The organism is Pseudomonas violetae (assembly GCF_023072615.1).
GTDB lineage: Bacteria > Pseudomonadota > Gammaproteobacteria > Pseudomonadales > Pseudomonadaceae > Aquipseudomonas > Aquipseudomonas violetae.
Window position 1 is genome coordinate 54,051 of the sequence record NZ_JAKNRW010000010.1, and the last position, 22,041, is coordinate 76,091.

The 22,041-nt window shown below is 58.3% G+C and carries 21 protein-coding genes and 1 pseudogene; 12 read left to right on the top strand and 10 right to left on the bottom strand.

The window, feature by feature from the left end:
* Positions 1–60 precede the first annotated feature (60 nt).
* Together L9059_RS14495 and colR are read right to left on the bottom strand one after the other, a co-directional pair.
* Positions 61–1,344: a sensor histidine kinase gene (locus L9059_RS14495; RefSeq protein WP_247291709.1), complete on the bottom strand. Its 1,284-nt coding sequence runs from the start codon at positions 1,342–1,344 to the stop codon at positions 61–63.
* Positions 1,334–2,017, bottom strand: coding sequence for a two-component system response regulator ColR (colR, locus tag L9059_RS14500; protein ID WP_045057985.1), 684 nt, complete (start codon positions 2,015–2,017; stop codon positions 1,334–1,336). The genes L9059_RS14495 and colR overlap by 11 nt, the downstream gene beginning before the upstream one ends.
* A gap of 198 nt (positions 2,018–2,215) precedes the next feature.
* Here colR and L9059_RS14505 point away from each other — a divergent pair, with 198 nt between their 5' ends.
* Both L9059_RS14505 and L9059_RS14510 read left to right on the top strand, forming a co-directional pair.
* Complete coding sequence (locus L9059_RS14505; RefSeq protein ID WP_247291710.1) at positions 2,216–4,165, top strand: LTA synthase family protein; 1,950 nt, start codon at positions 2,216–2,218, stop codon at positions 4,163–4,165.
* A 55-nt stretch (positions 4,166–4,220) separates the two neighbouring features.
* Positions 4,221–4,964, top strand: a complete 744-nt coding sequence (locus L9059_RS14510) for a phosphatase PAP2 family protein (RefSeq protein WP_247291711.1) — start codon at positions 4,221–4,223, stop codon at positions 4,962–4,964.
* Between the two features lie 93 nt (positions 4,965–5,057).
* On the opposite strand, the gene groL is transcribed toward L9059_RS14510, so the two are convergent.
* From groL to L9059_RS14530, 4 genes are all read right to left on the bottom strand, one after another.
* Positions 5,058–6,701 carry a chaperonin GroEL gene (groL, locus tag L9059_RS14515; protein WP_045057988.1) on the bottom strand — a complete coding sequence of 548 codons (1,644 nt, stop codon included), beginning with the start codon at positions 6,699–6,701 and terminating at the stop codon, positions 5,058–5,060.
* A 49-nt stretch (positions 6,702–6,750) separates the two neighbouring features.
* Entirely contained in the window at positions 6,751–7,044 is a 294-nt protein-coding gene (locus L9059_RS14520; protein ID WP_019827816.1) for a co-chaperone GroES, read from the bottom strand.
* A 246-nt stretch (positions 7,045–7,290) separates the two neighbouring features.
* Positions 7,291–7,767 (bottom strand): FxsA family protein, encoded by a 477-nt coding sequence (locus L9059_RS14525; protein WP_247291712.1) that lies wholly within the window; start codon positions 7,765–7,767, stop codon positions 7,291–7,293.
* 66 nt (positions 7,768–7,833) lie between these two features.
* On the bottom strand, positions 7,834–8,565 hold the full coding sequence (locus L9059_RS14530; protein WP_247291713.1) for a HugZ family pyridoxamine 5'-phosphate oxidase: 732 nt from the start codon (positions 8,563–8,565) through the stop codon (positions 7,834–7,836).
* 167 nt (positions 8,566–8,732) lie between these two features.
* On the opposite strand from L9059_RS14530, the gene L9059_RS14535 reads away from it, so the two are divergent.
* Entirely contained in the window at positions 8,733–9,491 is a 759-nt protein-coding gene (locus L9059_RS14535; protein ID WP_247291714.1) for an SDR family oxidoreductase, read from the top strand.
* A gap of 137 nt (positions 9,492–9,628) precedes the next feature.
* On the opposite strand, the gene apbC is transcribed toward L9059_RS14535, so the two are convergent.
* On the bottom strand, positions 9,629–10,723 hold the full coding sequence (gene apbC / locus L9059_RS14540) for an iron-sulfur cluster carrier protein ApbC (protein ID WP_247291715.1): 1,095 nt from the start codon (positions 10,721–10,723) through the stop codon (positions 9,629–9,631).
* 361 nt (positions 10,724–11,084) lie between these two features.
* On the opposite strand from apbC, the gene metG reads away from it, so the two are divergent.
* From metG to L9059_RS14580, 8 genes and pseudogenes are all read left to right on the top strand, one after another.
* Positions 11,085–13,136, top strand: a complete 2,052-nt coding sequence (gene metG, locus L9059_RS14545) for a methionine--tRNA ligase (RefSeq protein WP_247291716.1) — start codon at positions 11,085–11,087, stop codon at positions 13,134–13,136.
* Positions 13,137–13,263: 127 nt separating this feature from the next.
* On the top strand, positions 13,264–13,833 hold the full coding sequence (locus L9059_RS14550; protein ID WP_247291717.1) for an Rnf-Nqr domain containing protein: 570 nt from the start codon (positions 13,264–13,266) through the stop codon (positions 13,831–13,833).
* A 17-nt stretch (positions 13,834–13,850) separates the two neighbouring features.
* A pseudogene (rsxB, locus tag L9059_RS30935) lies at positions 13,851–14,225 on the top strand (electron transport complex subunit RsxB); the annotation flags it as partial.
* Positions 14,226–14,649: 424 nt separating this feature from the next.
* The gene (locus L9059_RS14560; RefSeq protein WP_247291718.1) at positions 14,650–15,642 is read left to right on the top strand and encodes an RnfABCDGE type electron transport complex subunit D; all 993 of its coding nucleotides are present in this window, start codon (positions 14,650–14,652) and stop codon (positions 15,640–15,642) included.
* On the top strand, positions 15,639–16,247 hold the full coding sequence (locus L9059_RS14565) for an RnfABCDGE type electron transport complex subunit G (RefSeq protein ID WP_247291719.1): 609 nt from the start codon (positions 15,639–15,641) through the stop codon (positions 16,245–16,247). Before L9059_RS14560 ends, L9059_RS14565 begins: the two co-directional genes overlap by 4 nt.
* A complete protein-coding gene (locus L9059_RS14570) occupies positions 16,244–16,750 on the top strand; it encodes an Rnf-Nqr domain containing protein (protein WP_247291720.1) in 507 nt (168 codons plus the stop codon). Before L9059_RS14565 ends, L9059_RS14570 begins: the two co-directional genes overlap by 4 nt.
* A gap of 23 nt (positions 16,751–16,773) precedes the next feature.
* A complete protein-coding gene (gene nth, locus L9059_RS14575; RefSeq protein ID WP_247291721.1) occupies positions 16,774–17,412 on the top strand; it encodes an endonuclease III in 639 nt (212 codons plus the stop codon).
* Positions 17,413–17,518: 106 nt separating this feature from the next.
* Positions 17,519–17,698, top strand: a complete 180-nt coding sequence (locus L9059_RS14580; protein ID WP_247291722.1) for a PA3496 family putative envelope integrity protein — start codon at positions 17,519–17,521, stop codon at positions 17,696–17,698.
* Between the two features lie 63 nt (positions 17,699–17,761).
* On the opposite strand, the gene L9059_RS14585 is transcribed toward L9059_RS14580, so the two are convergent.
* The gene (locus L9059_RS14585; protein WP_247291723.1) at positions 17,762–18,388 is read right to left on the bottom strand and encodes a response regulator transcription factor; all 627 of its coding nucleotides are present in this window, start codon (positions 18,386–18,388) and stop codon (positions 17,762–17,764) included.
* Positions 18,389–18,876: 488 nt separating this feature from the next.
* Here L9059_RS14585 and L9059_RS14590 point away from each other — a divergent pair, with 488 nt between their 5' ends.
* Positions 18,877–19,518: a hypothetical protein gene (locus tag L9059_RS14590; protein ID WP_247291724.1), complete on the top strand. Its 642-nt coding sequence runs from the start codon at positions 18,877–18,879 to the stop codon at positions 19,516–19,518.
* 116 nt (positions 19,519–19,634) lie between these two features.
* Here the strand turns inward: L9059_RS14590 and L9059_RS14595 are convergent, their stop codons facing one another.
* Together L9059_RS14595 and L9059_RS14600 are read right to left on the bottom strand one after the other, a co-directional pair.
* Positions 19,635–20,852, bottom strand: a complete 1,218-nt coding sequence (locus L9059_RS14595) for an argininosuccinate synthase (protein WP_008032151.1) — start codon at positions 20,850–20,852, stop codon at positions 19,635–19,637.
* A gap of 129 nt (positions 20,853–20,981) precedes the next feature.
* Positions 20,982–21,899: a flagellar protein MotY gene (locus tag L9059_RS14600; RefSeq protein ID WP_247291725.1), complete on the bottom strand. Its 918-nt coding sequence runs from the start codon at positions 21,897–21,899 to the stop codon at positions 20,982–20,984.
* Positions 21,900–22,041: the final 142 nt, after the last annotated feature.

The following is a 22,041-nucleotide window of genomic DNA, read 5'->3' on the forward strand; positions in this document are numbered from 1 at the left end:
TTTCAGGGTTTTACATAGGGCGCATAATGGCGATGGCCCACTGTTGCAGGAAGGGGTCTGTCAGCTCACATCCACTGGATGCAGCTCTACTTCAAATCGGCAGCCGTTGGGCTCCATATTAGTCAGGCTGACGCTCCAGCCCTGGTTCTCGCAAATCCTTTGCACCAGCGAAAGCCCCAGCCCCAGGCCTTCTCCACGTTTCTCGGTACCACGCACAAACGGCTCGAACATTGCCTCGCGTTTATCTTCGGGAATACCCACCCCACTGTCTTCCACCAGGAACCCCGTTTCGGTCAAAGTCAGGCGAATGAACCCCTGTTCGGTGTAATGCAGTGCATTACGCAGCAAGTTGCCCATCACCGCATGCAGGAGGGTGGCGTTGTAGCGGGTGCTGACCGGAGCGCCCGGCTCAAAAATCAGCTCCAGCCCTTTATTCTCGATCGGCTCGCGCCATAGGTTGAGTAACCCGTCAGCCACTTCGCTGAGGTTTTGCTGGGGCGTCATGCTGGCATCCTCGCGTTGCGCGCGAGCCAATACGAGGAAGGTTTGCACCAGCTCGCGCATTTCTGCGCAGGCGCGGGCGATGCGCTCGACCTGCGCGTGCCCCCGCTGGTCGATTGCGGGATTTTCGAGCAACAGTTCACAGGAACTGGCCAGCACCATTAATGGCGTGCGCAGTTCGTGACTGACGTCACTGGTGAATAACCGCTCCCGGGTCAACGCTTTGCGCAGGCGCCCGAGCGTGGCGTCGAATGCCACGGCCAGCTCGCCCACTTCATCAGCCGCATAGTCCGGCGCGAGCGGCGGCGCCATGCCCAGCAGTTGATCGCGGTGGCGCACTTGCCGGGCCAGGCGCACCACCGGTGCCATGACCTTGCGCGCCAGCACCCAGCCAAGAAATACTGCCAGCGCCAGACTCAGGACAAAGCCCACCAGCACTACGGCAAACAGTACCCGTTCGCGTTCTTCGAAATCGCTCTGGTCCTGCAGCAAAACATACCGCCGGCCGTCGACGACCTCAACCATTGCGTGATACGACAGCTGCTCGCGAAACACTTCGTGGAATCCAGGGTCCAGGTGACGCAGGTCCTTGGGCACATCAAAATCACCCGGGCCACCGCTGAAGTAGAACAACTGGTCTGGCTCCGGCCGGTGGCTCCAGTCCGCCACACTGTCCATCAACAGCAGGCGTTGCAGGTCACCGCCCAGCCCCGCAGATATCAGTTTCTCCTCGACCAGGTGCACAGTCGCGACGATACCCATGGCAAAGGCGCCGGCCACCAGCGCACTCATCAACGCAAAGGCGATGATGATCCGTTGAGCGAGGCTCTGTCTAAACTCCATCTCGACCTTCGGCCAGGCGATAGCCGACACCGTGCACTGTTTGCAGCAAGGGTTTGGCGAACGGCTTGTCGATGACCTGGCGCAACTGGTGGACATGACTGCGCAGGCTGTCGCTGTCCGGGCAATCATCACCCCACAGCGCTTCTTCGAGAATTTCCCGGCGCAGTACGTGAGGACTTTTTTGCATCAGCACCGCGAGCAATTTCAGGCCCACCGGGTTGAGTTTGAGCAGGCGCCCTTCTCGAGTGACCTCCAGGGTATCGAGGTCGTACTGCAAATCACCCACCTGCAGGGTCCGGCGACCACCGCCCTGGGCCCGGCGCATGACGGCTTCGATTCGTGCTGCCAGTTCGGACAAGGCAAAGGGTTTGACCAGGTAATCATCGGCGCCGGACTTGAAGCCCTGCAGCCGGTCGTCCAGTTGATCGCGGGCGGTGAGCATGATCACAGGGGTGTCGCGGCGCGCGTCTTCACGCAGCCGTTTGCACAGGGTGTAGCCGTCGATGCCGGGCAACATGATGTCGAGCACGATAAGGTCGTAGTGCTCGGTGGCGGCCAGGTGCAGACCCGACAAACCGTCCTGCGCGCAATCCACAGTGTAGCCCTTGAGCCCCAGGTAATCGGCCAAATTGGCGAGGATATCGCGGTTGTCTTCAACCACCAGAATTCGCATGGGTACTCCTCGGTACACAGTAACAGCCGTCGTGGCCCGCGCAGCTTAAGGCCTCAAGTGGCTAAGGGCTAGGGGTATCGCTGGCATCAATTCGCTCAACCAAAGGCCGGGGTTGACAAGTTTTTCACTATCAGCTCACAAGTCCATTACAGTGATGCGGCTAAATTCGCGCGGCTGATGATAAAAGGAATGTAACTAATGGATGTTTTCAAGACTGCGCCAATACGATTTTTAATGCTCGTCACCGGTGCTTGGCTGGTGATTTTCTTTTTGACCCGAACAGTTCTGCTGCTCACTCACCTGGATGAGGCAGGTAGCGGCTTTGTGTCGGTTTTTGGGATCGGTCTTCTTTACGACCTTGGTTTCCTTGCCTATGCGGTATTGCCGATGGGCCTTTATCTGCTTCTGTGCCCGCCAGCCTTGTGGCGCCGCCGGGGCCATCGGTGGTTTTTACAAGGGCTGCTGACGATCAGCCTGTTCGCCATGCTGTTCACCGGCGTCGCCGAATGGTTGTTCTGGGACGAATTCGGTGTTCGCTTCAACTTCATCGCGGTGGACTACCTGGTGTACTCCGACGAAGTGTTGAACAACTTGCTGGAGTCGTACCCGATCGGCACGTTGCTGAGCATCCTCGCGGTGCTCGCCGTGGTCCTGAGTTTCGTGTTGCGCAAGCCATTCAATGCCGCGCTGGACGCCCCGCTGCCCCCGCCGCGCCGACGCCTGCTCAATGCCTTGGGCCTGTTGGTCGCCGCCGGCCTGAGCCTGCAACTGCTCAGCCAGGACGCACCGCGCGCCCAAGGCGGCAACGCCTATCAGAACGAGCTGGCGAGCAATGGCCCGTACCAGTTCTTCGCCGCATTCCGGAACAACGAACTGGATTACCCACAGTTCTATAAAACCCTGCCTCCCGATGTTGTTGCCCAGCAGATCCGTGCAGAGTTGAGCGAGCCAAACGCGCATTTCGTTGGCCAGGACCCGCAAGACATCCGCCGCAACATCGACAACCCGGGCACCGCGCGCACGCCTAACATCGTGCTGGTGACCATCGAAAGCTTCAGTGCCAAGTACATGGGCAGCAACGGCGACGAACGAAATCTGACGCCGAATCTGGATGCCCTGCGTAAACAGAGCCTGTACTTCAACAATTTCTACGCCACCGGCACCCGCACCGACCGAGGTCTGGAAGCCATCACCCTGGCCATCCCGCCGACACCGGGGCGCTCCATCGTCAAGCGCGTAGGCCGCGAAAGCGGTTTCGCCAGCCTGGGCCAACAGCTCAATGCCATCGGTTACGACAGCGTGTTCGTCTATGGCGGCCGCGGTTACTTCGACAACATGAATGCGTTTTTCAGCGGCAACGGTTATCGCGTGGTCGATCAGAGCAGCGTCGATGAAGCAGAGATTCACTTCAAGAACGCCTGGGGGATGGCCGACGAAGACCTCTATAACCAGACTCTGAAACTGGCCGACGCCGATTACGCCAAGCAGCAGCCATTCCTGCTGCAACTGATGACCACCTCCAACCATCGCCCTTACACCTACCCTGATAACCGGATCGACATCAAGTCCGGCAACGGACGCGACGGCGCGGTGAAGTACACTGACTACGCCATCGGCCAGTTCCTTGAGCAAGCGCGCCAGAAGCCTTGGTTCGACAATACGATTTTCGTGTTCGTCGCCGACCACACAGCGGGCAGCGCCGGCAAAGAAGACTTACCGATCAGCAACTATCAGATTCCCTTGTTCATCTATGCGCCGAAACTGATTGACGCCCGGGAAAACGCGCAATTGGCCAGCCAGATTGATCTGGCACCCACCCTGCTGGGTCTGCTGAACATGGACTACCAATCGACATTCTTTGGCCGCAATCTGTTGCAGGACAATCCGCTGCCACCTCGGGTGGTCGTCGGCAACTATCAACACTTGGGGCTGTTCGACGGTAAAGACCTGGCGATCCTCAGCCCGCGCCAAGGGCTGCGCCGGCATGACGATGCGCTGACCGAAAGCCGCGAGTCGAAGGCACAAGCCAGCGACCCGCTGATCACTCGCGCCATTACCTATTACCAAACCGCCAGCTATGGCTTCAAGCAACAGCTGCTTGGCTGGAAAGTGCCCAAGGAGGGCGACCTCCAAGTCGGCGAACCTTAACCGAATGTCCCCGGGCTGATGCCCCGGGGCTTTTTCCTTTGTTCAGGATCCACCCATGCCATCAACTGTTGTTCGCCCCATCTCGCGCCCTCTCAATTTCTGGGTGTGCCTGGGGGTTCCCGCCATTGCGGCGATCGTTCTGGTGTTGCTCGAACTGACGTCCCTGGACATGGACCTGGCCAGGTTGTTTTACGATCCTGTAGCCGGGGACTTCATCGGACGTCATAGCTACTGGCTGGAGAACATCCTGCATGACCGCGCCAAGCAGGTGGTTATCGGCTTTTCGGTGTTCGCCATATTGGGCTTCATCGGGACGTTTTTCATAGACAGGCTAAAGCCGTTCAAGCGCGAGCTGGGCTGTCTGGTCCTGTCACTGGCGCTGGCAACTTCCTTTGTCACTCCCATGAAAGCGGTCACGGCCGTGCAGTGCCCCTGGAGCCTGGAGCAGTTCGGCGGGCACGAGACCTATAGCGAACTGCTCAGCCCGCGGCCTGCCACCAACAAACCTGGCCGGTGCTGGCCGGGTGGGCATGCGGCCACCGGTTTTACCTTGTTCGCCTTGTTCTTCGCACTGCGTGATCGTCGCCCGCGCCTGGCGCGGCAGGCATTTATATTCGCCTTTGGCTTGGGCATGGTTTTTTCGCTGGGCCGGATGATGCAGGGCGCACACTTCTTTTCGCATAACGTGTGGACAGCGATTTTCTGCTGGCTGATATGTCTGGGTTCGTATTACTACATTCTGTACAGGCCGGCTTCCGGGGTTGAAGCGGTTGCCAAGACAGCACCTGTAGGCACCTGACACAAGATCAAACGACTTTGTCTTTATAACAGCCAATAAAAAACCCCGCCGGCTTCACGCAGGCGGGGTTTTTATGTAAGGGGTAAGGCTGGATTACATCATGCCGCCCATGCCGCCCATGCCGCCCATGTCTGGCATGCCGCCGCCAGCTGGAGCGTCGTCCTTGATCTCGGCGATCATGGCTTCGGTGGTGATCATCAGGCTGGCGATGGAAGCTGCTGCCTGAAGCGCCGAACGAGTCACTTTAGCCGGGTCAAGGATGCCCATTTCGATCATGTCGCCGTATTCACCGGTAGCAGCGTTGTAACCGTAGTTACCCGAACCCTGCTTGACCTTGTCGACCACTACGCTTGGCTCGTCGCCGGAGTTGGCAACGATCTGGCGCAGCGGCGCTTCAACAGCGCGACGCAGCAACTGGATACCAACGTCTTGATCGGCGTTGTCGCCTTTCAGTTCGGAGATAGCCTGCAGAGCGCGGACCAGTGCCACGCCGCCGCCAGGTACCACGCCTTCTTCAACGGCTGCACGAGTAGCGTGCAGGGCGTCTTCAACGCGGGCTTTCTTCTCTTTCATTTCTACTTCGGAACCAGCGCCAACCTTGATCACTGCAACGCCGCCGGACAGCTTGGCCAGACGCTCTTGCAGTTTTTCACGGTCGTAGTCGGACGAAGTGTCGGCCACTTGCTGACGGATCTGCAGAACGCGAGCCTGGATATCAGCCTCAACGCCAGCACCGTCGATTACGGTGGTGTTTTCTTTGGACAGGATCACGCGCTTGGCATTACCCAGGTGTTCCAGGGTAGTGCTTTCCAGGCTCAGACCGATCTCTTCGGAGATAACGGTACCGCCGGTCAGGACAGCGATGTCCTGCAGCATGGCCTTGCGACGGTCGCCGAAGCCTGGAGCCTTGACGGCTGCGACTTTAACGATGCCACGCATGTTGTTCACAACCAGAGTCGCAAGGGCTTCGCCTTCAACGTCTTCGGCCACGATCAGCAGTGGACGGCCGGCTTTGGCAACGGCTTCCAGTACTGGCAACATTTCGCGGATGTTCGAGATTTTCTTGTCGACCAGCAGGATCAGCGGACCGTCCAGCTCGGCAGTCATGGTCTCTGGCTTGTTGACGAAGTACGGGGACAGGTAGCCGCGGTCGAACTGCATGCCTTCAACAACCGACAGTTCGTTTTCCAGGCCCGAGCCTTCTTCAACGGTGATCACACCTTCTTTACCGACTTTTTCCATGGCTTCGGCAATGATGTCGCCGATGGAGCTGTCGGAGTTGGCCGAGATGGTGCCGACCTGAGCGATCGCCTTGGTGTCAGCGCAAGGCTTGGACAGGGCTTTCAGCTCTTTGACGATAGCGATGGTCGCTTTGTCGATACCGCGCTTGAGGTCCATCGGATTCATGCCGGCAGCGACGGCTTTCAGGCCTTCGTTGACGATCGACTGAGCCAGAACGGTAGCGGTGGTGGTGCCGTCGCCTGCGTCATCGTTGGCACGAGAGGCAACGTCTTTGACCAGCTGCGCGCCCATGTTTTCGAAGCGATCTTTCAGCTCGATTTCTTTGGCAACGGACACGCCGTCCTTGGTGATGGTCGGAGCGCCGAAGCTCTTCTCGATGATCACGTTACGGCCTTTAGGGCCCAGGGTCGCTTTTACCGCGTCAGCCAGGACGTTCACACCGGCGAGCATTTTCTTGCGGGCGGAATCGCCGAATTTAACTTCTTTAGCAGCCATGATCGATATTCCTTAAATACTTTGTAGTAGCGGGAAAATGAGCGGGGTATCAGCCTTCGATAACAGCGAGAATCTCGTTCTCAGCCATTACCAACAGGTCTTCGCCGTCGACTTTCACGGTGTTGCTGCCGGAGTACGGACCGAACACAACCTTGTCACCCACTTTCACGGCCAGTGCACGCACTTCACCGTTGTCCAGCACGCGGCCGGTACCGACAGCGAGGATCTCGCCGCTGTTGGCTTTTTCAGCAGCCGAACCTGGCAGGACGATACCGCCAGCGGTTTTCTTTTCTTCTTCGCTGCGACGGATGACGACGCGGTCATGCAGAGGACGAAGCTTCATTGTCGATCTCTCCTAATTGTGGTTTTCATCGGCCGGTGTAGTCCCGGCGGGTTTAACAAATCCGGCGGTGCCGGGTGCGTCTCGACGAGCGTGACGCGGAAGTCTGTCTGGCGTGATCGCCAGAAACCTTGCGGTGACCGTTACATAAGGGCGCACAAGCTTATTACAAGGGCGGGCATCGAAAATTTTTTTGCTTGACCCTGTAAATGAACACGGCACCCGAGGGTGCCGTATCGTTTGAAGATGTTACTTGGAATCGCGGTGTTCGAACTCGCCTTCAATCACATCGGGCTCACGGCCCAACGGCTGCTGTGGGGCGGGACCGCCCCGAGGCTGCAGGTCGTCAGCAAATGCGCGCTGACGGATCGCCGCTTCTTCGGCGCGCTGGCGCATTTTGTTGGCCAGCAATCGACGGGAGATAGGCAACAGCATGATCAGGCCCAGAACGTCGGTGACGAAACCCGGCAGGATCAACAGACCGCCGGCCAGTGCCAGCATCAAGCCTTCAAGCATCGTCTGCGCTGGCAGTTCGCCGCGGTTCAGGCTTTCACGAGCACGCAACGCAGTGGCCAGCCCGGCGATACGCAGCACGAACACGCCGAGCATCGAGCCGAGAATCACCAGGAGCAGGGCCGGGAAAAACCCGATCGCCCCACTCACCTTGACGAATACGAACAGCTCCAACACCGGAAACAGTACAAAGAGCAATAAAAAAGGGCGCATCAAATGGTTCCTCAACGCAAGAATGCCTTGCCAGTAATCCCTAGATGACGTCGCGGTTTCGTGAATTCAAGCGCTGGCCTCTGCATTTTTTGGCCAATGCTCGGCGTGAGCCAGAAAAACCAAGGCTTCGCGCACTTGTGTCGGCGTATTACACGGCGCTTGGAACGGCAGCCAATACACGCTCTGTGCGATACGCAGGTGCATGCCTTCGGTATCGATACCGGCCAGCAGGGCGGGCTCGGTTTTCGGCAAACCGGCCAGTTCGACATAGTGCGCGATGGCTTTGCTGTGATCGGCGTTCATGTGTTCGACCATGCTCACTTCCGCCTTGCCCGCAAAGGGGTTGGCCAAGGTCAGTTGATCCACCCAATGAATCGCCCCAAAACCGCCGATGTAACGATGACGCACGGGTTTGAGCACCCAGAAGTCAAAATCATGCGCCTTGTGATAATTCTGCGAATCCGGGAAATAGCGATAATAACGCTCGGCAGCGGCCTCGATGGCCGTGCAATCTTCCAGCTTTTCGGCTTCGGCGAGGTAGGTCAGGCGACCGACGGCTTGCACGTCTTCAGCGCCACGCTCGCCCACGAACAGCGAACATTTCGGATCTTTTTGCAAGTTATGGGTGTGCTGGGCGATGCGACTGATGAGGATCAGCGGCCGGCCCTGCTCGTCCAGGCAATATGGGACGACCGAGCCGAACGGGAACCCGGGCATGGCCTTGGAGTGGGTCGACAGCACCCCACGGTATTCCTTGAGAAGCAATTCTCGGGCATTCTTGGCCGCTTCAACGCTCAATTTATGACTCCTTATATAGAATCCGTCGAAAAAACGGACGGGCGCCTGGGGATAAGTTTCCAGTTCGCCATCGGGCAATTCTCATGTGCAACCCGTCCACGACCGGTGCAGGTATGAGAGAGGCTCTCTAGAAGGAAGACCACTCCAACTGCAACCGGGGCATGCGAATGCAACTCACTGACAAAGTAATCATTATCACTGGCGGTTGCCAGGGTTTAGGCCGTTCGATGGCTGAGTATTTCGCAACAAAAGGCGCCAAATTGGCGCTGGTGGACTTGAACCAGGAAAAACTCGACGCCGCTGTCGCCGCATGCAAGGCCAAAGGGATCGAGGCCCGTGCCTACCTGTGCAACGTCGCCAATGAAGAGCAGGTGACACACATGGTCGCCCAGGTGGCCGAGGATTTCGGTGCAATCCATGGCTTGATCAACAACGCCGGTATCCTGCGCGACGGGCTGTTGTTGAAGGTCAAGGATGGCGAAATGACCAAGATGAGCCTGGCCCAGTGGCAAGCCGTCATCGACGTCAACCTGACCGGCGTGTTCCTGTGCACCCGTGAGGTCGCGGCAAAAATGGTCGAGCTGAAGAACAACGGTGCGATCATCAATATCTCGTCGATTTCCCGGGCTGGCAACGTCGGCCAGACCAACTACTCCGCCGCCAAGGCCGGTGTCGCCGCGGCGACAGTGACCTGGGCCAAGGAACTGGCGCGCTACGGTATTCGGGTGGCGGGCATTGCGCCAGGCTTTATCGAAACCGAGATGACCCTGGGCATGAAGCCGGAAGCGCTGGAGAAAATGACCGCCGGGATTCCACTCAAGCGCATGGGTAAACCGGACGAGATCGCCCATTCGGCGGCGTACATTTTCGAGAACGACTACTACACCGGTCGGATTCTGGAGATGGATGGCGGGTTGCGCATCTAAGACCGACGCAAAAATAACTGTGGGAGCGGGCTTGCTCGCGATGAACCCAAAGTCGGCGCGTGTTATCAGAAAGAACGCGTCTTCGTTTACGTCCATCGCGAGCAAGCTCGCTCCTACAGGGGGCCTGTTTCAGCTTATCAATCGTCGCTGATGGTGATGTTCGGCATCGCCGGTGTCACGGCTTCCTGCAGCACAATCCGCGCGCCAACGTGGCGGGCGAGTTCCTGGTAAACCAGCGCAATCGGGCTGTCCGGCTCGGCGATCACTGTGGGCTTGCCGCCATCGGCCTGCTCGCGGATGGCCATCGCCAGTGGCAACGAGGCCAGCAATTCAACGCCGTACTGATTGGCCAGCTTCACCCCACCGCCTTCGCCGAACAGATGCTCGGCATGCCCGCAGTTGGAGCAGATGTGCACGGCCATGTTTTCTACCACACCCAACACCGGGATGTTGACCTTGCGGAACATCTCGACGCCTTTGCGTGCATCGAGCAAAGCCAGGTCCTGGGGCGTGGTGACGATCACGGCACCGGCCACCGGGACTTTCTGCGCCAAGGTCAGCTGGATGTCGCCGGTGCCTGGTGGCATGTCGATGATCAGGTAATCCAGGTCGCCCCAGGCGGTTTGAGTCACCAGTTGCAGCAAGGCCCCGGAAACCATCGGGCCGCGCCAGACCATCGGCGTGTTGTCGTCGGTCAGGAACGCCATGGACATCACTTCAACGCCATGGGACTCAATCGGCACGAACCATTTCTGATCCTTGACCTTTGGGCGGGTGCCTTCAGCAATACCGAACATGATGCCCTGGCTCGGACCATAGATGTCCGCGTCGAGAATCCCGACCTTGGCGCCTTCACGCGCCAGCGCCAGCGCCAGGTTGGCGGCAGTGGTTGACTTGCCTACGCCACCTTTGCCAGAGGCTACGGCAACGACGTTCTTCACATTGGCCAGGCCTGGAATCTGCGCCTGAGCCTTGTGCGCGGCGATGACGCTGGTGATATCAACGCGGGCGCTGGCGACTCCATGGAGACCTTTGATCGCCATCTGCAGCATCTGCGACCAGCCACTCTTGAACAGACCGGCGGCATAGCCCAGTTCGAGCTGCACGCTGACGCGATCACCCTGGATATCGATGTGGCGTACGCACCCGGCGCTGACCGGGTCCTGATTCAGGTAAGGGTCGGTGTATTGGCGAAGGACGGCTTCCACCGCTGCGCGATTGACGGCGCTCATGGGCAACTCCGATAGCAAGACTGGAAAAACAGGCGGGTATCGTACGCCGGACATGCATTTGTGGCGAACAGATTGCTGTGACTGGAATACTTCCTGTGGCGAGGGAGCTCGCTCCCGCTCGACCGCGCAGCAGGTGCAATCAGGTTGGCGTGATCCTTCTGACACAGCTGAGTTGCAGGGTTTGGGGCGGCTTCGCCACCCAGCGGGAGCAAGCTCCCTGGCCACAAAAGCATTTTCGAGCTCAAAATGCTTGTTCACAGGATCGGGCATTTGATGCAACCGGAAACAGGCTGACGGGGTGAAAATTCTGCGCCAGCGCTTTATAGTGGCCGACCTCCGTTTCATCAAGTAGCCGAGCCCCATGTCCGAGCCACGCAAGATCCTCGTCACCAGCGCCCTGCCCTATGCCAATGGTTCGATCCATCTTGGCCACATGCTGGAATATATCCAGACCGATATGTGGGTGCGTTTCCAGAAGCACCGCGGCAATCAATGCATCTATGTCTGCGCCGACGACGCCCACGGTTCGGCCATCATGCTGCGCGCGGAAAAGGAAGGCATTACCCCGGAACAACTGATCGCCAACGTCCAGGCTGAACACAGCGCCGACTTTGCCGAGTTCCTGGTGGACTTCGACAACTTCCACTCCACTCACGCCGAAGAAAACCGTGAGCTGTCGAGCCAGATCTACCTGAAGTTGCGTGACGCCGGGCACATTGCCCAGCGCTCGATCACCCAGTATTTCGACCCGGAAAAGAAAATGTTCCTGGCCGACCGCTTCATCAAGGGCACCTGCCCGAAATGCGGCACTGAAGACCAGTACGGCGACAACTGTGAAAAATGCGGCGCGACCTACGCACCGACCGACCTGAAGGATCCGAAGTCGGCGATCTCCGGTGCGACCCCGGTGCTTAAGGATTCCCAGCACTTCTTCTTCAAGCTGCCGGACTTTCAGGACATGCTCCAGACCTGGACCCGCAGCGGCACGCTTCAGGACGCCGTGGCGAACAAGATCGCCGAGTGGCTGGATGCCGGCCTGCAACAGTGGGACATTTCCCGCGATGCGCCGTACTTCGGTTTCGAGATCCCGGGCGAGCCAGGCAAGTACTTTTACGTCTGGCTGGACGCGCCAATCGGCTACATGGCCAGCTTCAAAAACCTCTGCGCCCGGCGTCCAGACCTGGACTTCGACGCGTTCTGGGCCAAGGACTCCACCGCCGAGCTGTACCACTTCATCGGCAAGGACATCGTCAACTTCCACGCCCTGTTCTGGCCAGCGATGCTCGAAGGCGCCGGTTTCCGTAAGCCGACCGGCATCAACGTGCACGGCTACCTGACCGTCAACGGTCAGAAAATGTCCAAGTCCCGCGGGACCTTCGTCAAGGCCCGGACCTACCTGGACCACCTGTCGCCGGAATACCTGCGTTACTACTACGCGGCCAAGCTGGGCCGCGGCGTCGATGACCTGGACCTGAACCTCGAAGACTTCGTGCAAAAGGTCAACTCCGACCTGGTGGGCAAAGTCGTCAACATCGCCAGCCGTTGCGCCGGTTTCATCCAGAAAGGCAACGCCGGTGTGCTGGTCGCGGGTAATGCCGCGCCGGAACTGACCGACGCCTTCCTGGCGGCCGCGCCAAGCATCGCCGAGGCCTACGAGGCCCGCGACTTTGCCCGCGCCATGCGCGAGATCATGGGCCTGGCGGACCGCGCCAACGCCTGGATCGCCGACAAGGCACCGTGGTCGCTGAACAAGCAGGAAGGCAAGCAGGACGAAGTCCAGGCCATCTGCGCCTTGGGCATCAACCTGTTCCGCCAACTGGTGATATTCCTCAAACCGGTGCTGCCGTTGCTGGCCGCCGACGCCGAGGCGTTCCTGAACGTCGCGCCGCTGACCTGGAACGATCACTCCACCCTGCTCAGCAACCACCAACTGAACGAGTTCAAGCCGTTGATGACTCGCATCGACCCGGTAAAAGTGCAAGCCATGACCGACGCCTCGAAAGAAGACCTGACCGCCAGCGCCACCGACACCGGCGAAGCTGCACCGGTCGGCAATGGCGAGTTGACCAGGGATCCGTTGTCGCCGGAAATCGAGTTCGGTGCCTTTGACGCAGTCGATCTGCGAGTCGCGCTAATCCTCAAGGCCGAAGCCGTGGAAGGTGCCGACAAACTGCTGCGCCTGACCCTGGACATCGGTGATGAGCAGCGCAATGTGTTCTCCGGGATCAAGAGCGCTTATCCGGATCCGTCCAAGCTCAATGGTCGCCTGACCATGATGGTCGCCAACCTCAAGCCACGAAAAATGAAGTTCGGCATCTCCGAAGGCATGGTGATGGCGGCCGGTCCTGGTGGTGAAGAAATCTACCTGCTGAGCCCCGACAGCGGCGCCAAGCCGGGTCAGCGCATCAAGTAGGATTCGATCTGCTCGACCGATCCCACAGTCGTGCCCGGCATGACTGTGGGATTTTCATGTCTGGCCCATACTGTCTCTGAAATCGGCTCCTACGCAGATACTCAGCAGCCTGCAACATCGGACGATCATGACCGAGATTATTCTTACGCTTGTCAGCGCAGCCCTGATCAACAATTTCGTGTTGCACTGGCCGCTGGGCGTCGATCCGCTGCTGGCAGCCGAGCGCCGCCAGGTGCATGCGCTGGGGATAGCCACGACAAGCCTGATGTTGATCGCCGGCATGCTCGCTCATGCGCTCCATTGGTGGCTGATGGCGCCCTTGCACTTGAGTTCGCTGGAACTGTTGGTATTCCTGCCGCTGAGCGTGTTGCTGATCAGCCCGCTATTGAAGCTGCTGTCTGCTGCATTACCGCAGCTGTGCTTTGACCGATTGTGGCCACTGATATTGAGCAATGCCGCCATTCTGGGCCTGATGCTGATGAACGCCCGGGACGACCTGGGTATTTGGCGCGCCAGCGCACTCAGCCTGGGCGCGGGTTTGGGCTTCTGGCTGGTACTGAGCCTGTTCAGCGACTTGCGCCAACGTACACTTGATAATGATGTCCCCCTGCCCTTCCGCGGCCTGCCGATCGACCTGATCGGCGCCGGACTGATCGCAGTGGCTTTTCTCGGATTCAGCGGACTGATCAAAACATGAGTCTGATTCAACGCATCGACGCCCTTCTGCCGCAGACCCAATGCGGCAAGTGCGGCCATCCAGGATGCAAGCCCTACGCCGAAGGCATCGCCGCCGGCGAGCCGATCAATAAATGCCCGCCCGGTGGCGACGAGACCATTGCCGCACTCGCCGATCTGCTAAAGGTTCCAGTGCTGGAGCTGGACATCAGCCGCGGCTCGGCGCCTGCGCAAATCGCCTACATCCGGGAAGCCGAGTGCATTGGTTGCACCAAGTGCATCCAAGCGTGCCCGGTCGACGCGATTGTCGGTGCAGCGAAATTGATGCACACCGTGATCATCGACGAGTGCACCGGGTGCGACCTCTGCGTGGCGCCCTGCCCGGTGGACTGCATCGAGATGCGGCCGTTGCCACTGAAAACTATCGTGCCGGTCGTCGGTGGGCTGGCCATAAGCCTTGAAGAACAACGCACACGAGCCGCCAAACGCAATCACGCACGCGGCCGCTTCGAACAGCGCAATGCGCGTTTGCATCGAGAGGAACAACAGAGAATCGCCGAACGACAAGCCCGTGCACAAAAGGCCGCGCCCCAGACTAACGAGGTTGCGCAAGATCCGGTACAGGCCGCCCTCGAGCGGGTTCGCGCGCAGAAGGCAGCAGGCGCTGATGCGGCGTTGAAAAAGGCCAAGATTGAAGTGGCCATGAGCCGCGCGCAACTGAACAAATCACTGAAGGCGTTTGGGCATCCCCCAACCTTTGATCAGCAATCGCAGTTGATCGTACTGCAGCAGCAGTTCGAAGCCGCCGAGCAGGCCTTGGCCAAACTGGTGCACGCCCATGCCACCCCTTGAACCGGTCGATGGGCGCTTGCAGCAGGCGATGAAGCTGGTGCTGTCGGCGCTGCTGCCCGGTATGGCAGTGATGTTCTGGCTGTACGGCTGGGGCACGCTGATCAACCTGGTACTGGCAGGCATTGCCGTGCTGTTTGCTGAAGCGCTGGTGCTGCGACTGCGCAAACGCCCGCTGTGGCCAACCCTGCAAGACGGCAGCGCGCTAGTCACGGCGACACTCCTGGCACTGACCCTGCCACCGTATTGTCCCTGGTGGGTGACCGTCAGCGCCGCCCTCTGCGCAATGATCTTCGGCAAGCACCTGTATGGTGGCGTTGGCAGTAATCCATTCAACCCGGCAATGCTCGGCTTTGCCTTGGTGATGGTAAGTTTCCCGCAACATCTGACCCATTGGCCGGCCTCACATGGCATGGACCTGTTGAAAGGCATGCAGCACGTCTTCGGTGTCGGCCTGGATCAAGCGCCGGATGCCTGGGCTCAAGCCACTGCGCTGGACAGTCTGCGAATCAATAAAAGCCTGACCATGGACGAGCTGTTCACGGCTAATCCGGCGTTCGGCCACTACGGCGGCCACGGCGTCGAATGGGTCAACCTGGCCTTCCTCGCCGGCGGCGTTTTTTTGCTGCAACGCCGGGTGTTCACCTGGCACGCGCCGGCGGGGATGCTGGCGAGTCTGTTCGTCATCAGCCTGCTGTGCTGGAACGGCTCAGGCTCTGATTCCAACGGCTCGCCGCTGTTCCACCTGCTGACCGGCGCGAGCATGCTGGGTGCGTTTTTCATCGCTACCGAACCGGTGTCCGGACCCAGGACCCCTGGTGCACGCCTGCTGTTTGGCGCGGGCGTGGGGCTGTTGACCTATCTGATTCGAACCTGGGGTGGCTATCCCGATGGCGTGGCGTTTGCCGTGCTGCTGATGAATCTATGCGTGCCCGCGCTGGAGCGACTTGTCGCGTCCCGGCAGGGAAGGCTTGCGCCATGAATAGAACCAGGAGCGTTGCGACCCTGGCGTTACTGGCGACCTTGGGCACGGGCATCACCTGGCTTGTCCAGCAGACTGCAGCACCGCATATTACCGAGCAGCAACGCATGCTCGACACTCATACGCTGCTCGATATGCTCGCACCTGACAGTTATGACAATCAGCCACTGGAGCAACCGCTTAGCCTCGCCGACGTTAAATTGGCCCATAGCACCCTGCTCGGTGGCTATCGCGCGACGCGATCCGACCAGGTCATCGCCGTGTTGCTGCGCAGCCAGACCCTGGGTTATGCGGGCAGCATTGATTTGATGATCGCCATCAGTCCCGATGGCAGGCTGCTGGGTGTAAAGACGCTCAAGCATTCGGAAACCCCGGGACTCGGCGCTCACATCGCAGACTGGCCGCAGGGGTGGCTGCAGGTTTTTACCGGCAGGTCTGGAACCGACCCCGTCGACACGGGATGGGCACTGAAAAAGGATCAGGGGCAGTTCGATCAGATTGCTGGCGCAACCATCACGTCACGGGCGGCGATCAATGCCATCCACGACGCTTTAGGCTATTTCGATGAACATCGACAGGCATTGATTGGAGGTAGTGGCCAATGACCAGGTCATCCTTGCTGAACGCCCTGATGTTGACGCCGCTGATCGGTGCCACACATTCGTGGATGCCAGCTCTGGGCGTATGGCTGATATTCGTCGTAGTCAGCAGCGCATTCGGCCTGGCCATGGCAGGGCTGCGCAACCGACTGGTACCCGCGAGCCGCCTGATAGCCGCAGTGATCCTTGCGGCGACGCTCACCAGCTGCATGCGATTGGCCATGCAGGCTTGGGCCCTGCAGTGGCACCAGCAGATTGGACTGTACTCAGGACTGATTGCCTTGCAATGCGTGGTGCTGGAACACACCGGATTTCATCAGCGCCCATGGCGTGATCGACTACGCCAAGGTGCGGTATTTGGCGCATTGATGGTCGGCCTGGGCCTGCTGCGCGAACTGCTTGGCGACAGCGGACTACGCCTGGCCACACTGGCCCCCGGCGGGTTCATTCTGCTGGGACTGCTGATCGCTGCCTGGCAAGCCTGGGCCCGACCAATGCCATCGAATTGACCCTGCGAGGAAACGCACAGCCCATGAATGCCGCAAAACGTCTGGAAATGTTCCGCAGGCTCCACGAAGACAACCCGGAGCCGAAAACCGAGCTAGCCTACTCTTCCCCGTTCGAACTGCTGATTGCGGTAATCCTCTCGGCGCAGTCAACCGACGTGGGTGTCAACAAGGCCACAGCCAGGCTTTATCCCGTCGCCAATACCCCGGCGGCTATCCATGCGTTGGGCGTCGAGGGTCTGTCGGAGTACATCAAGACCATCGGCCTGTTCAACAGCAAGGCGAAGAATGTCATCGAGACCTGTCGCTTGTTGGTGGAACGCCACGGTGGCGAAGTACCGCAAACCCGCGAGGAACTTGAGGCGCTACCCGGCGTGGGTCGCAAAACTGCGAATGTGGTGCTCAACACCGCATTTCGGCAACTGACCATGGCTGTGGACACTCACATTTTCCGGGTCAGCAACCGAACGGGAATCGCTCCGGGCAAGAACGTGGTGGAGGTCGAAACAAAGTTGATGAAATTTGTGCCCAAGGAATACCTGCTCGATTCCCACCACTGGCTGATCCTCCATGGTCGCTATGTGTGCCTCGCCCGCAAGCCACGGTGTGGCAGTTGCCGCATCGAAGACCTGTGCGAATACAAGCACAAGACTTCGGACGATTGAGTGGCTATTAGCTTTCTTTATCGACCGATTGAAAAAATCTTTTTTACCCGCTGAGAGATTATCGATATAAGAGGCGCCAAAGGCATCTTTAGCCTGGAGTTAACTTATGAGCACTGGCAAAGAGCAATTGGACGTCGAAGACGATTTTACCTCTGTGGAGGCTGATGACGCCGAACCGGTGGTGGAGGTGGCAAAGACCAACCTCAGCAAGCGCCGCACCATCGATAATTTGCTGGAGGAGCGCCGACTGCAAAAGCAATTGGCCGATTACGATTTTGACTTGTGAAACCTGAAGCCTCCCGAAACGGAGGCTTTTTACTTTGCGTGAAGCCTTCCAGCGCCCGTGCCTTCACACCAGGCCATTGCGTTGAGCCAACTCGATCAGGTCGACCAGCGAGCGTGCATTGAGTTTAAGGAGCAAGCGGGTTTTATAAGTGCTGACGGTCTTGTTGCTCAGAAACATTCCATCGGCAATTTCCTTGTTGGTTTTTCCTTTTGCCAATTGTTGCAAGACCATCATTTCACGCCCCGATAGTCTGTCCACCATATCAGCTTCACTGGCATTGCCCAGACTGGAGCGCACGGTATGCAGCGCCTGATTGGGAAAGTAACTGTAGCCCGACAGTACAGCCTTGATCGCACTTAGCAGCTCCGTGAGATCCTGCTGTTTGCAGACATATCCGGCAGCGCCCGACTGCATGCAACGCATGGAAAAATGCCCTGGTGCCTGTGAAGTCAATATCAGTACTTTCATCGGCATTGAAGAGGATGCCAGGCGCGCAATGACTTCCAACCCGTCCAACTTCGGTATTCCGATATCCAGGATGACAATATCAGGCATATGGTCTCGGGCAAGTTGCAATGCGTCGACGCCATTATCCGTTTCTGCAACGACTTCGTAGCCATGACGTTCCATCAGCATACGCACCGCAAGACGAATGACGGGGTGATCATCCACGATCAGCACTTTATTCATGGGCAGGTCCAATTTTCGCTGTTCGAATTTTTAGAGCCAGCACAATAGCCTAGTCGTTTCACCCGTGGCACAGTGCGCCCCCCGCGCACCCTCACCAAGAGACATGCCCTACAAAACATAAGGAAAATTCCTACAAAAAATCCTTGAGTTGATCGAACCAGAATGATGATACCGACCACCAAAATCCGTTTTCCCGAAGTTTTTTGTATCGGAATGCGAGATCGGCGATTTATAACAATTCCAGATATTGATGCGTTTACTGCAGCTTTTCCAAATTGCACTAAAACAAAAGACACGTGAAGCTCAATGAGTGTCGACCACGATATATAGGCAACAATGAGCAATAATTACCGACAAACTCCTCAATCGATCATGGTAAAAAACGGGCATATTAAAACAACGACACGGCACGCACTTGATCGAACGTCCAACACCCACAATTTTTAAACCATTTACTGAGTAAATATACAACCAAACGAGTAAAAGCCATGGACAGACTAAAGCAACAACTGACCAACCCCATGTCAATAATTGCGATATTCGCAACATTGTCTGAAGCCTCCGCCGTAGTGTCATTGCCCTTTCTCGACGATGATGATCGAGAGATATATGTCTGGTTTTTGATTAGCTTTCCGTTCTACTTGCTGTTCTTGTTTTTTGCCACATTAAACTTCAACTACCGCTCACTCTACGCGCCTTCCGATTTCAAGTCGGATGAACACTTCATGAAACTGACAGGCGATGAACGCCCTGACCCCCTACCTCCCAACAGAGAGCCAGAAATACCTGAGGCATCGTGCCTGGCGGAATGCTTTGTCCGCCTGTCCGAACGGATCAAGGACCTGTACGTGGTCGATATGCGCACGGACAACCGCAAGGCCGAGATCCGCTCCAGACTCAAGGACATTCAACAGATACAGGGTAAACGTGCGCATCTGGTCGTCTGCATTACATCGACGGCCTCGCAGGCATTGCTGAGCAAGTGCTTAATAATGAAACCCACGAAGAAATACGGCGGCAGCATGAGCTGCATATCCTTCAACTCGAGTTCGAAAGAACTGCGGGTAATAGCCCAGCCTGCCCCGTCAACCGAAGTGGGCAGCAGCGCTGCAGAGTTCTCAGGCAAATAGGGCGAGACGGCAATGAATACACGCAACCCAACGGATGCCGCTGAGGTCAGGCAGAAACCATTTCAAAAAAAAGGCCTTGTCGATGACAAGGCCTTTGATTCATTGGCTTACAAGGCTCAGAACAGCTTGCGACCCTTGTTCGCGGCAATGCGCATGCGCAGCGCGTTGAGCTTGATAAAGCCCGCTGCGTCGGCCTGGTTGTAGGCTCCGCCGTCTTCTTCGAACGTCGCGATATTGGCATCGAACAACGATTCGTCAGACTTGCGACCGGTGACGATCACATTGCCTTTGTACAGTTTCAGACGCACGACGCCATTCACATGGGCCTGGGATGCGTCGATCATCTGTTGCAGCATCAGACGCTCAGGGCTCCACCAGTAACCGGTGTAGATCAGGCTGGCGTATTTAGGCATCAGCTCGTCTTTGAGGTGAGCCACTTCACGATCCAGGGTGATCGATTCGATCGCCCGGTGGGCACGCAGCATAATAGTGCCGCCAGGGGTCTCGTAGCAGCCACGGGACTTCATACCCACGTAGCGGTTCTCGACGATATCCAGGCGACCAATGCCGTGTTCGCCACCGATGCGGTTGAGGGTCGCCAGCACGGTGGCCGGGGTCATTTCGACGCCGTCCAGCGCGACGATGTCGCCGTTGCGGTAGGTCAGTTCCAGGTATTGCGCCTTGTCTGGAGCCTTCTCCGGAGAGACGGTCCATTTCCACATGTCTTCTTCGTGCTCGGTCCAGGTGTCTTCCAGGACGCCGCCTTCATAGGAGATGTGCAGCAGGTTGGCATCCATCGAGTATGGAGATTTCTTCTTGCCGTGACGCTCGATCGGAATCGCATGCTTCTCGGCGTAATCCATCAGCTTCTCACGGGACAGCAAGTCCCACTCGCGCCACGGAGCGATCACTTTCACACCAGGCTTCAAGGCATAGGCGCCGAGTTCGAAACGAACCTGGTCGTTACCTTTGCCGGTGGCGCCGTGAGAAATGGCGTCGGCGCCGGTTTCGTTGGCGATTTCGATCAGGCGCTTGGCGATCAACGGACGAGCGATGGAAGTACCCAGCAGGTACTCGCCTTCGTAAACGGTGTTGGCGCGGAACATCGGGAAAACGAAGTCGCGCACGAACTCTTCGCGCAAGTCATCGATGTAGATCTCTTTGACGCCCATGGCCTGAGCCTTGGCGCGTGCAGGTTCGACCTCTTCGCCCTGCCCCAGGTCAGCGGTGAAAGTCACCACTTCACAGTTATAAGTATCCTGCAGCCACTTGAGGATCACCGAAGTGTCCAGGCCGCCGGAATACGCCAGAACGACCTTGTTTACGTCCGCCATGCCATCACTCCACGGGGTTCTACGGAAAGCCGTCGAGTCTACCGGTCATGCGCGCTAATTTACAGAGGCGCGACAGCTTATGACGACGAAGCGACAGATTCTGTCGAGAGCGCGACGATGACCGGCCGGTCAGGAAGTTGCCGGCGCGGTACCGGGTACGGTGGTCTGGGGGGCGACCTGAGGGTTGGGCTTCTGCGCAGCAACGCGCTCCAGGCGCACGGCCACCCTCCGGTTCTTCGCCCGGTTGGCGGCGCTGCTGTTGGGTACCAGCGGATACCGTTCGCCGTGAAAACGCAGGGTCACCTGCGACTCCAAGAAGCCATTGGCCTTGAAGAACTCCATCACTGCCAGCGCTCGACGGCGTGACAGGTCACGGTTGGTCAGGCGATTGCCACTGTTGTCGGAGTGCCCATCAAGTTCGATGTGATTGACCGTTGGATCGGCCTTCATGTACTCCAGCATCACCTGCAACTGGGCCTTGGCGCGGGCGTCGAGGTCCATGCCTTCCCCGGGAAAACCGATCTGTGACTCCCTCACCTGCTCGAAATTCTTCGGCAGCAACTTCGCCACACACCCTTGGTACTCGTTAAACGCCTGGCTGAACCTGACGGGCAACAACCGCACTTCCGACATGCGCCCATCGCCGGACGAATGCCGGATGACCGGGCTGCGGCCGTCGAGCAAACCACTGAGCAGGCGGCCGGCCTGGACTTGGGACGTATTGAACAGAACGTTGCCACTACCGATCCGCACCGAACCCAGATTGATGTCGCCACGTCCCGGCTGCCAGGGTGCCGCAGCAGCCAACAACGTCGCCGAACCACCGCCGATCATCGAGTTGTAGGCAGTCAGACGAAACACCGCCTGCTCGCCCGCCCGGCGAACGAACTCACCCGAACCGAAGTCAGTGACTGGCTGGGCAAGACGGCATTCGAACTTGTCGCCTGCGACCGTCCACTCGGTGTTCTCCAGGCGGGTCTGGAAAGTCAGCGCCATCGCGGGGACGCTGGCAAACACACTGAGCAAGGCTAAATAACGCTGGCGCACGGGAGGCTCCACTGGCTTCGACAACTGAAAGACGGACGCCGACTTGTTTACGGCATACCTGTTGGATATCGGAAGGTTGTCGCAAAACTTGATAGCGAGTGCCTGGAAGAGTCTTTTCCGGTAGCATTCCCCTCAGTTTGAC

Excerpts from the sequence above, each read along its gene's own strand:
- L9059_RS14590 (WP_247291724.1), top strand. The coding sequence starts at position 18,877 with ATGGACAGACTAAAGCAACAACTGACCAACCCCATGTCAATAATTGCG.
- groL (WP_045057988.1), bottom strand. The coding sequence starts at position 6,701 with ATGGCTGCTAAAGAAGTTAAATTCGGCGATTCCGCCCGCAAGAAAATG.
- L9059_RS14580 (WP_247291722.1), top strand. The coding sequence starts at position 17,519 with ATGAGCACTGGCAAAGAGCAATTGGACGTCGAAGACGATTTTACCTCT.
- colR (WP_045057985.1), bottom strand. The coding sequence starts at position 2,017 with ATGCGAATTCTGGTGGTTGAAGACAACCGCGATATCCTCGCCAATTTG.
- L9059_RS14560 (WP_247291718.1), top strand. The coding sequence starts at position 14,650 with ATGCCACCCCTTGAACCGGTCGATGGGCGCTTGCAGCAGGCGATGAAG.
- L9059_RS14595 (WP_008032151.1), bottom strand. The coding sequence starts at position 20,852 with ATGGCGGACGTAAACAAGGTCGTTCTGGCGTATTCCGGCGGCCTGGAC.
- L9059_RS14565 (WP_247291719.1), top strand. The coding sequence starts at position 15,639 with ATGAATAGAACCAGGAGCGTTGCGACCCTGGCGTTACTGGCGACCTTG.
- L9059_RS14535 (WP_247291714.1), top strand. The coding sequence starts at position 8,733 with ATGCAACTCACTGACAAAGTAATCATTATCACTGGCGGTTGCCAGGGT.
- L9059_RS14585 (WP_247291723.1), bottom strand. The coding sequence starts at position 18,388 with ATGAATAAAGTGCTGATCGTGGATGATCACCCCGTCATTCGTCTTGCG.
- L9059_RS14510 (WP_247291711.1), top strand. The coding sequence starts at position 4,221 with ATGCCATCAACTGTTGTTCGCCCCATCTCGCGCCCTCTCAATTTCTGG.
- apbC (WP_247291715.1), bottom strand. The coding sequence starts at position 10,723 with ATGAGCGCCGTCAATCGCGCAGCGGTGGAAGCCGTCCTTCGCCAATAC.
- L9059_RS14505 (WP_247291710.1), top strand. The coding sequence starts at position 2,216 with ATGGATGTTTTCAAGACTGCGCCAATACGATTTTTAATGCTCGTCACC.
- L9059_RS14525 (WP_247291712.1), bottom strand. The coding sequence starts at position 7,767 with ATGCGCCCTTTTTTATTGCTCTTTGTACTGTTTCCGGTGTTGGAGCTG.
- metG (WP_247291716.1), top strand. The coding sequence starts at position 11,085 with ATGTCCGAGCCACGCAAGATCCTCGTCACCAGCGCCCTGCCCTATGCC.
- L9059_RS14520 (WP_019827816.1), bottom strand. The coding sequence starts at position 7,044 with ATGAAGCTTCGTCCTCTGCATGACCGCGTCGTCATCCGTCGCAGCGAA.
- L9059_RS14570 (WP_247291720.1), top strand. The coding sequence starts at position 16,244 with ATGACCAGGTCATCCTTGCTGAACGCCCTGATGTTGACGCCGCTGATC.
- L9059_RS14495 (WP_247291709.1), bottom strand. The coding sequence starts at position 1,344 with ATGGAGTTTAGACAGAGCCTCGCTCAACGGATCATCATCGCCTTTGCG.
- L9059_RS14550 (WP_247291717.1), top strand. The coding sequence starts at position 13,264 with ATGACCGAGATTATTCTTACGCTTGTCAGCGCAGCCCTGATCAACAAT.
- nth (WP_247291721.1), top strand. The coding sequence starts at position 16,774 with ATGAATGCCGCAAAACGTCTGGAAATGTTCCGCAGGCTCCACGAAGAC.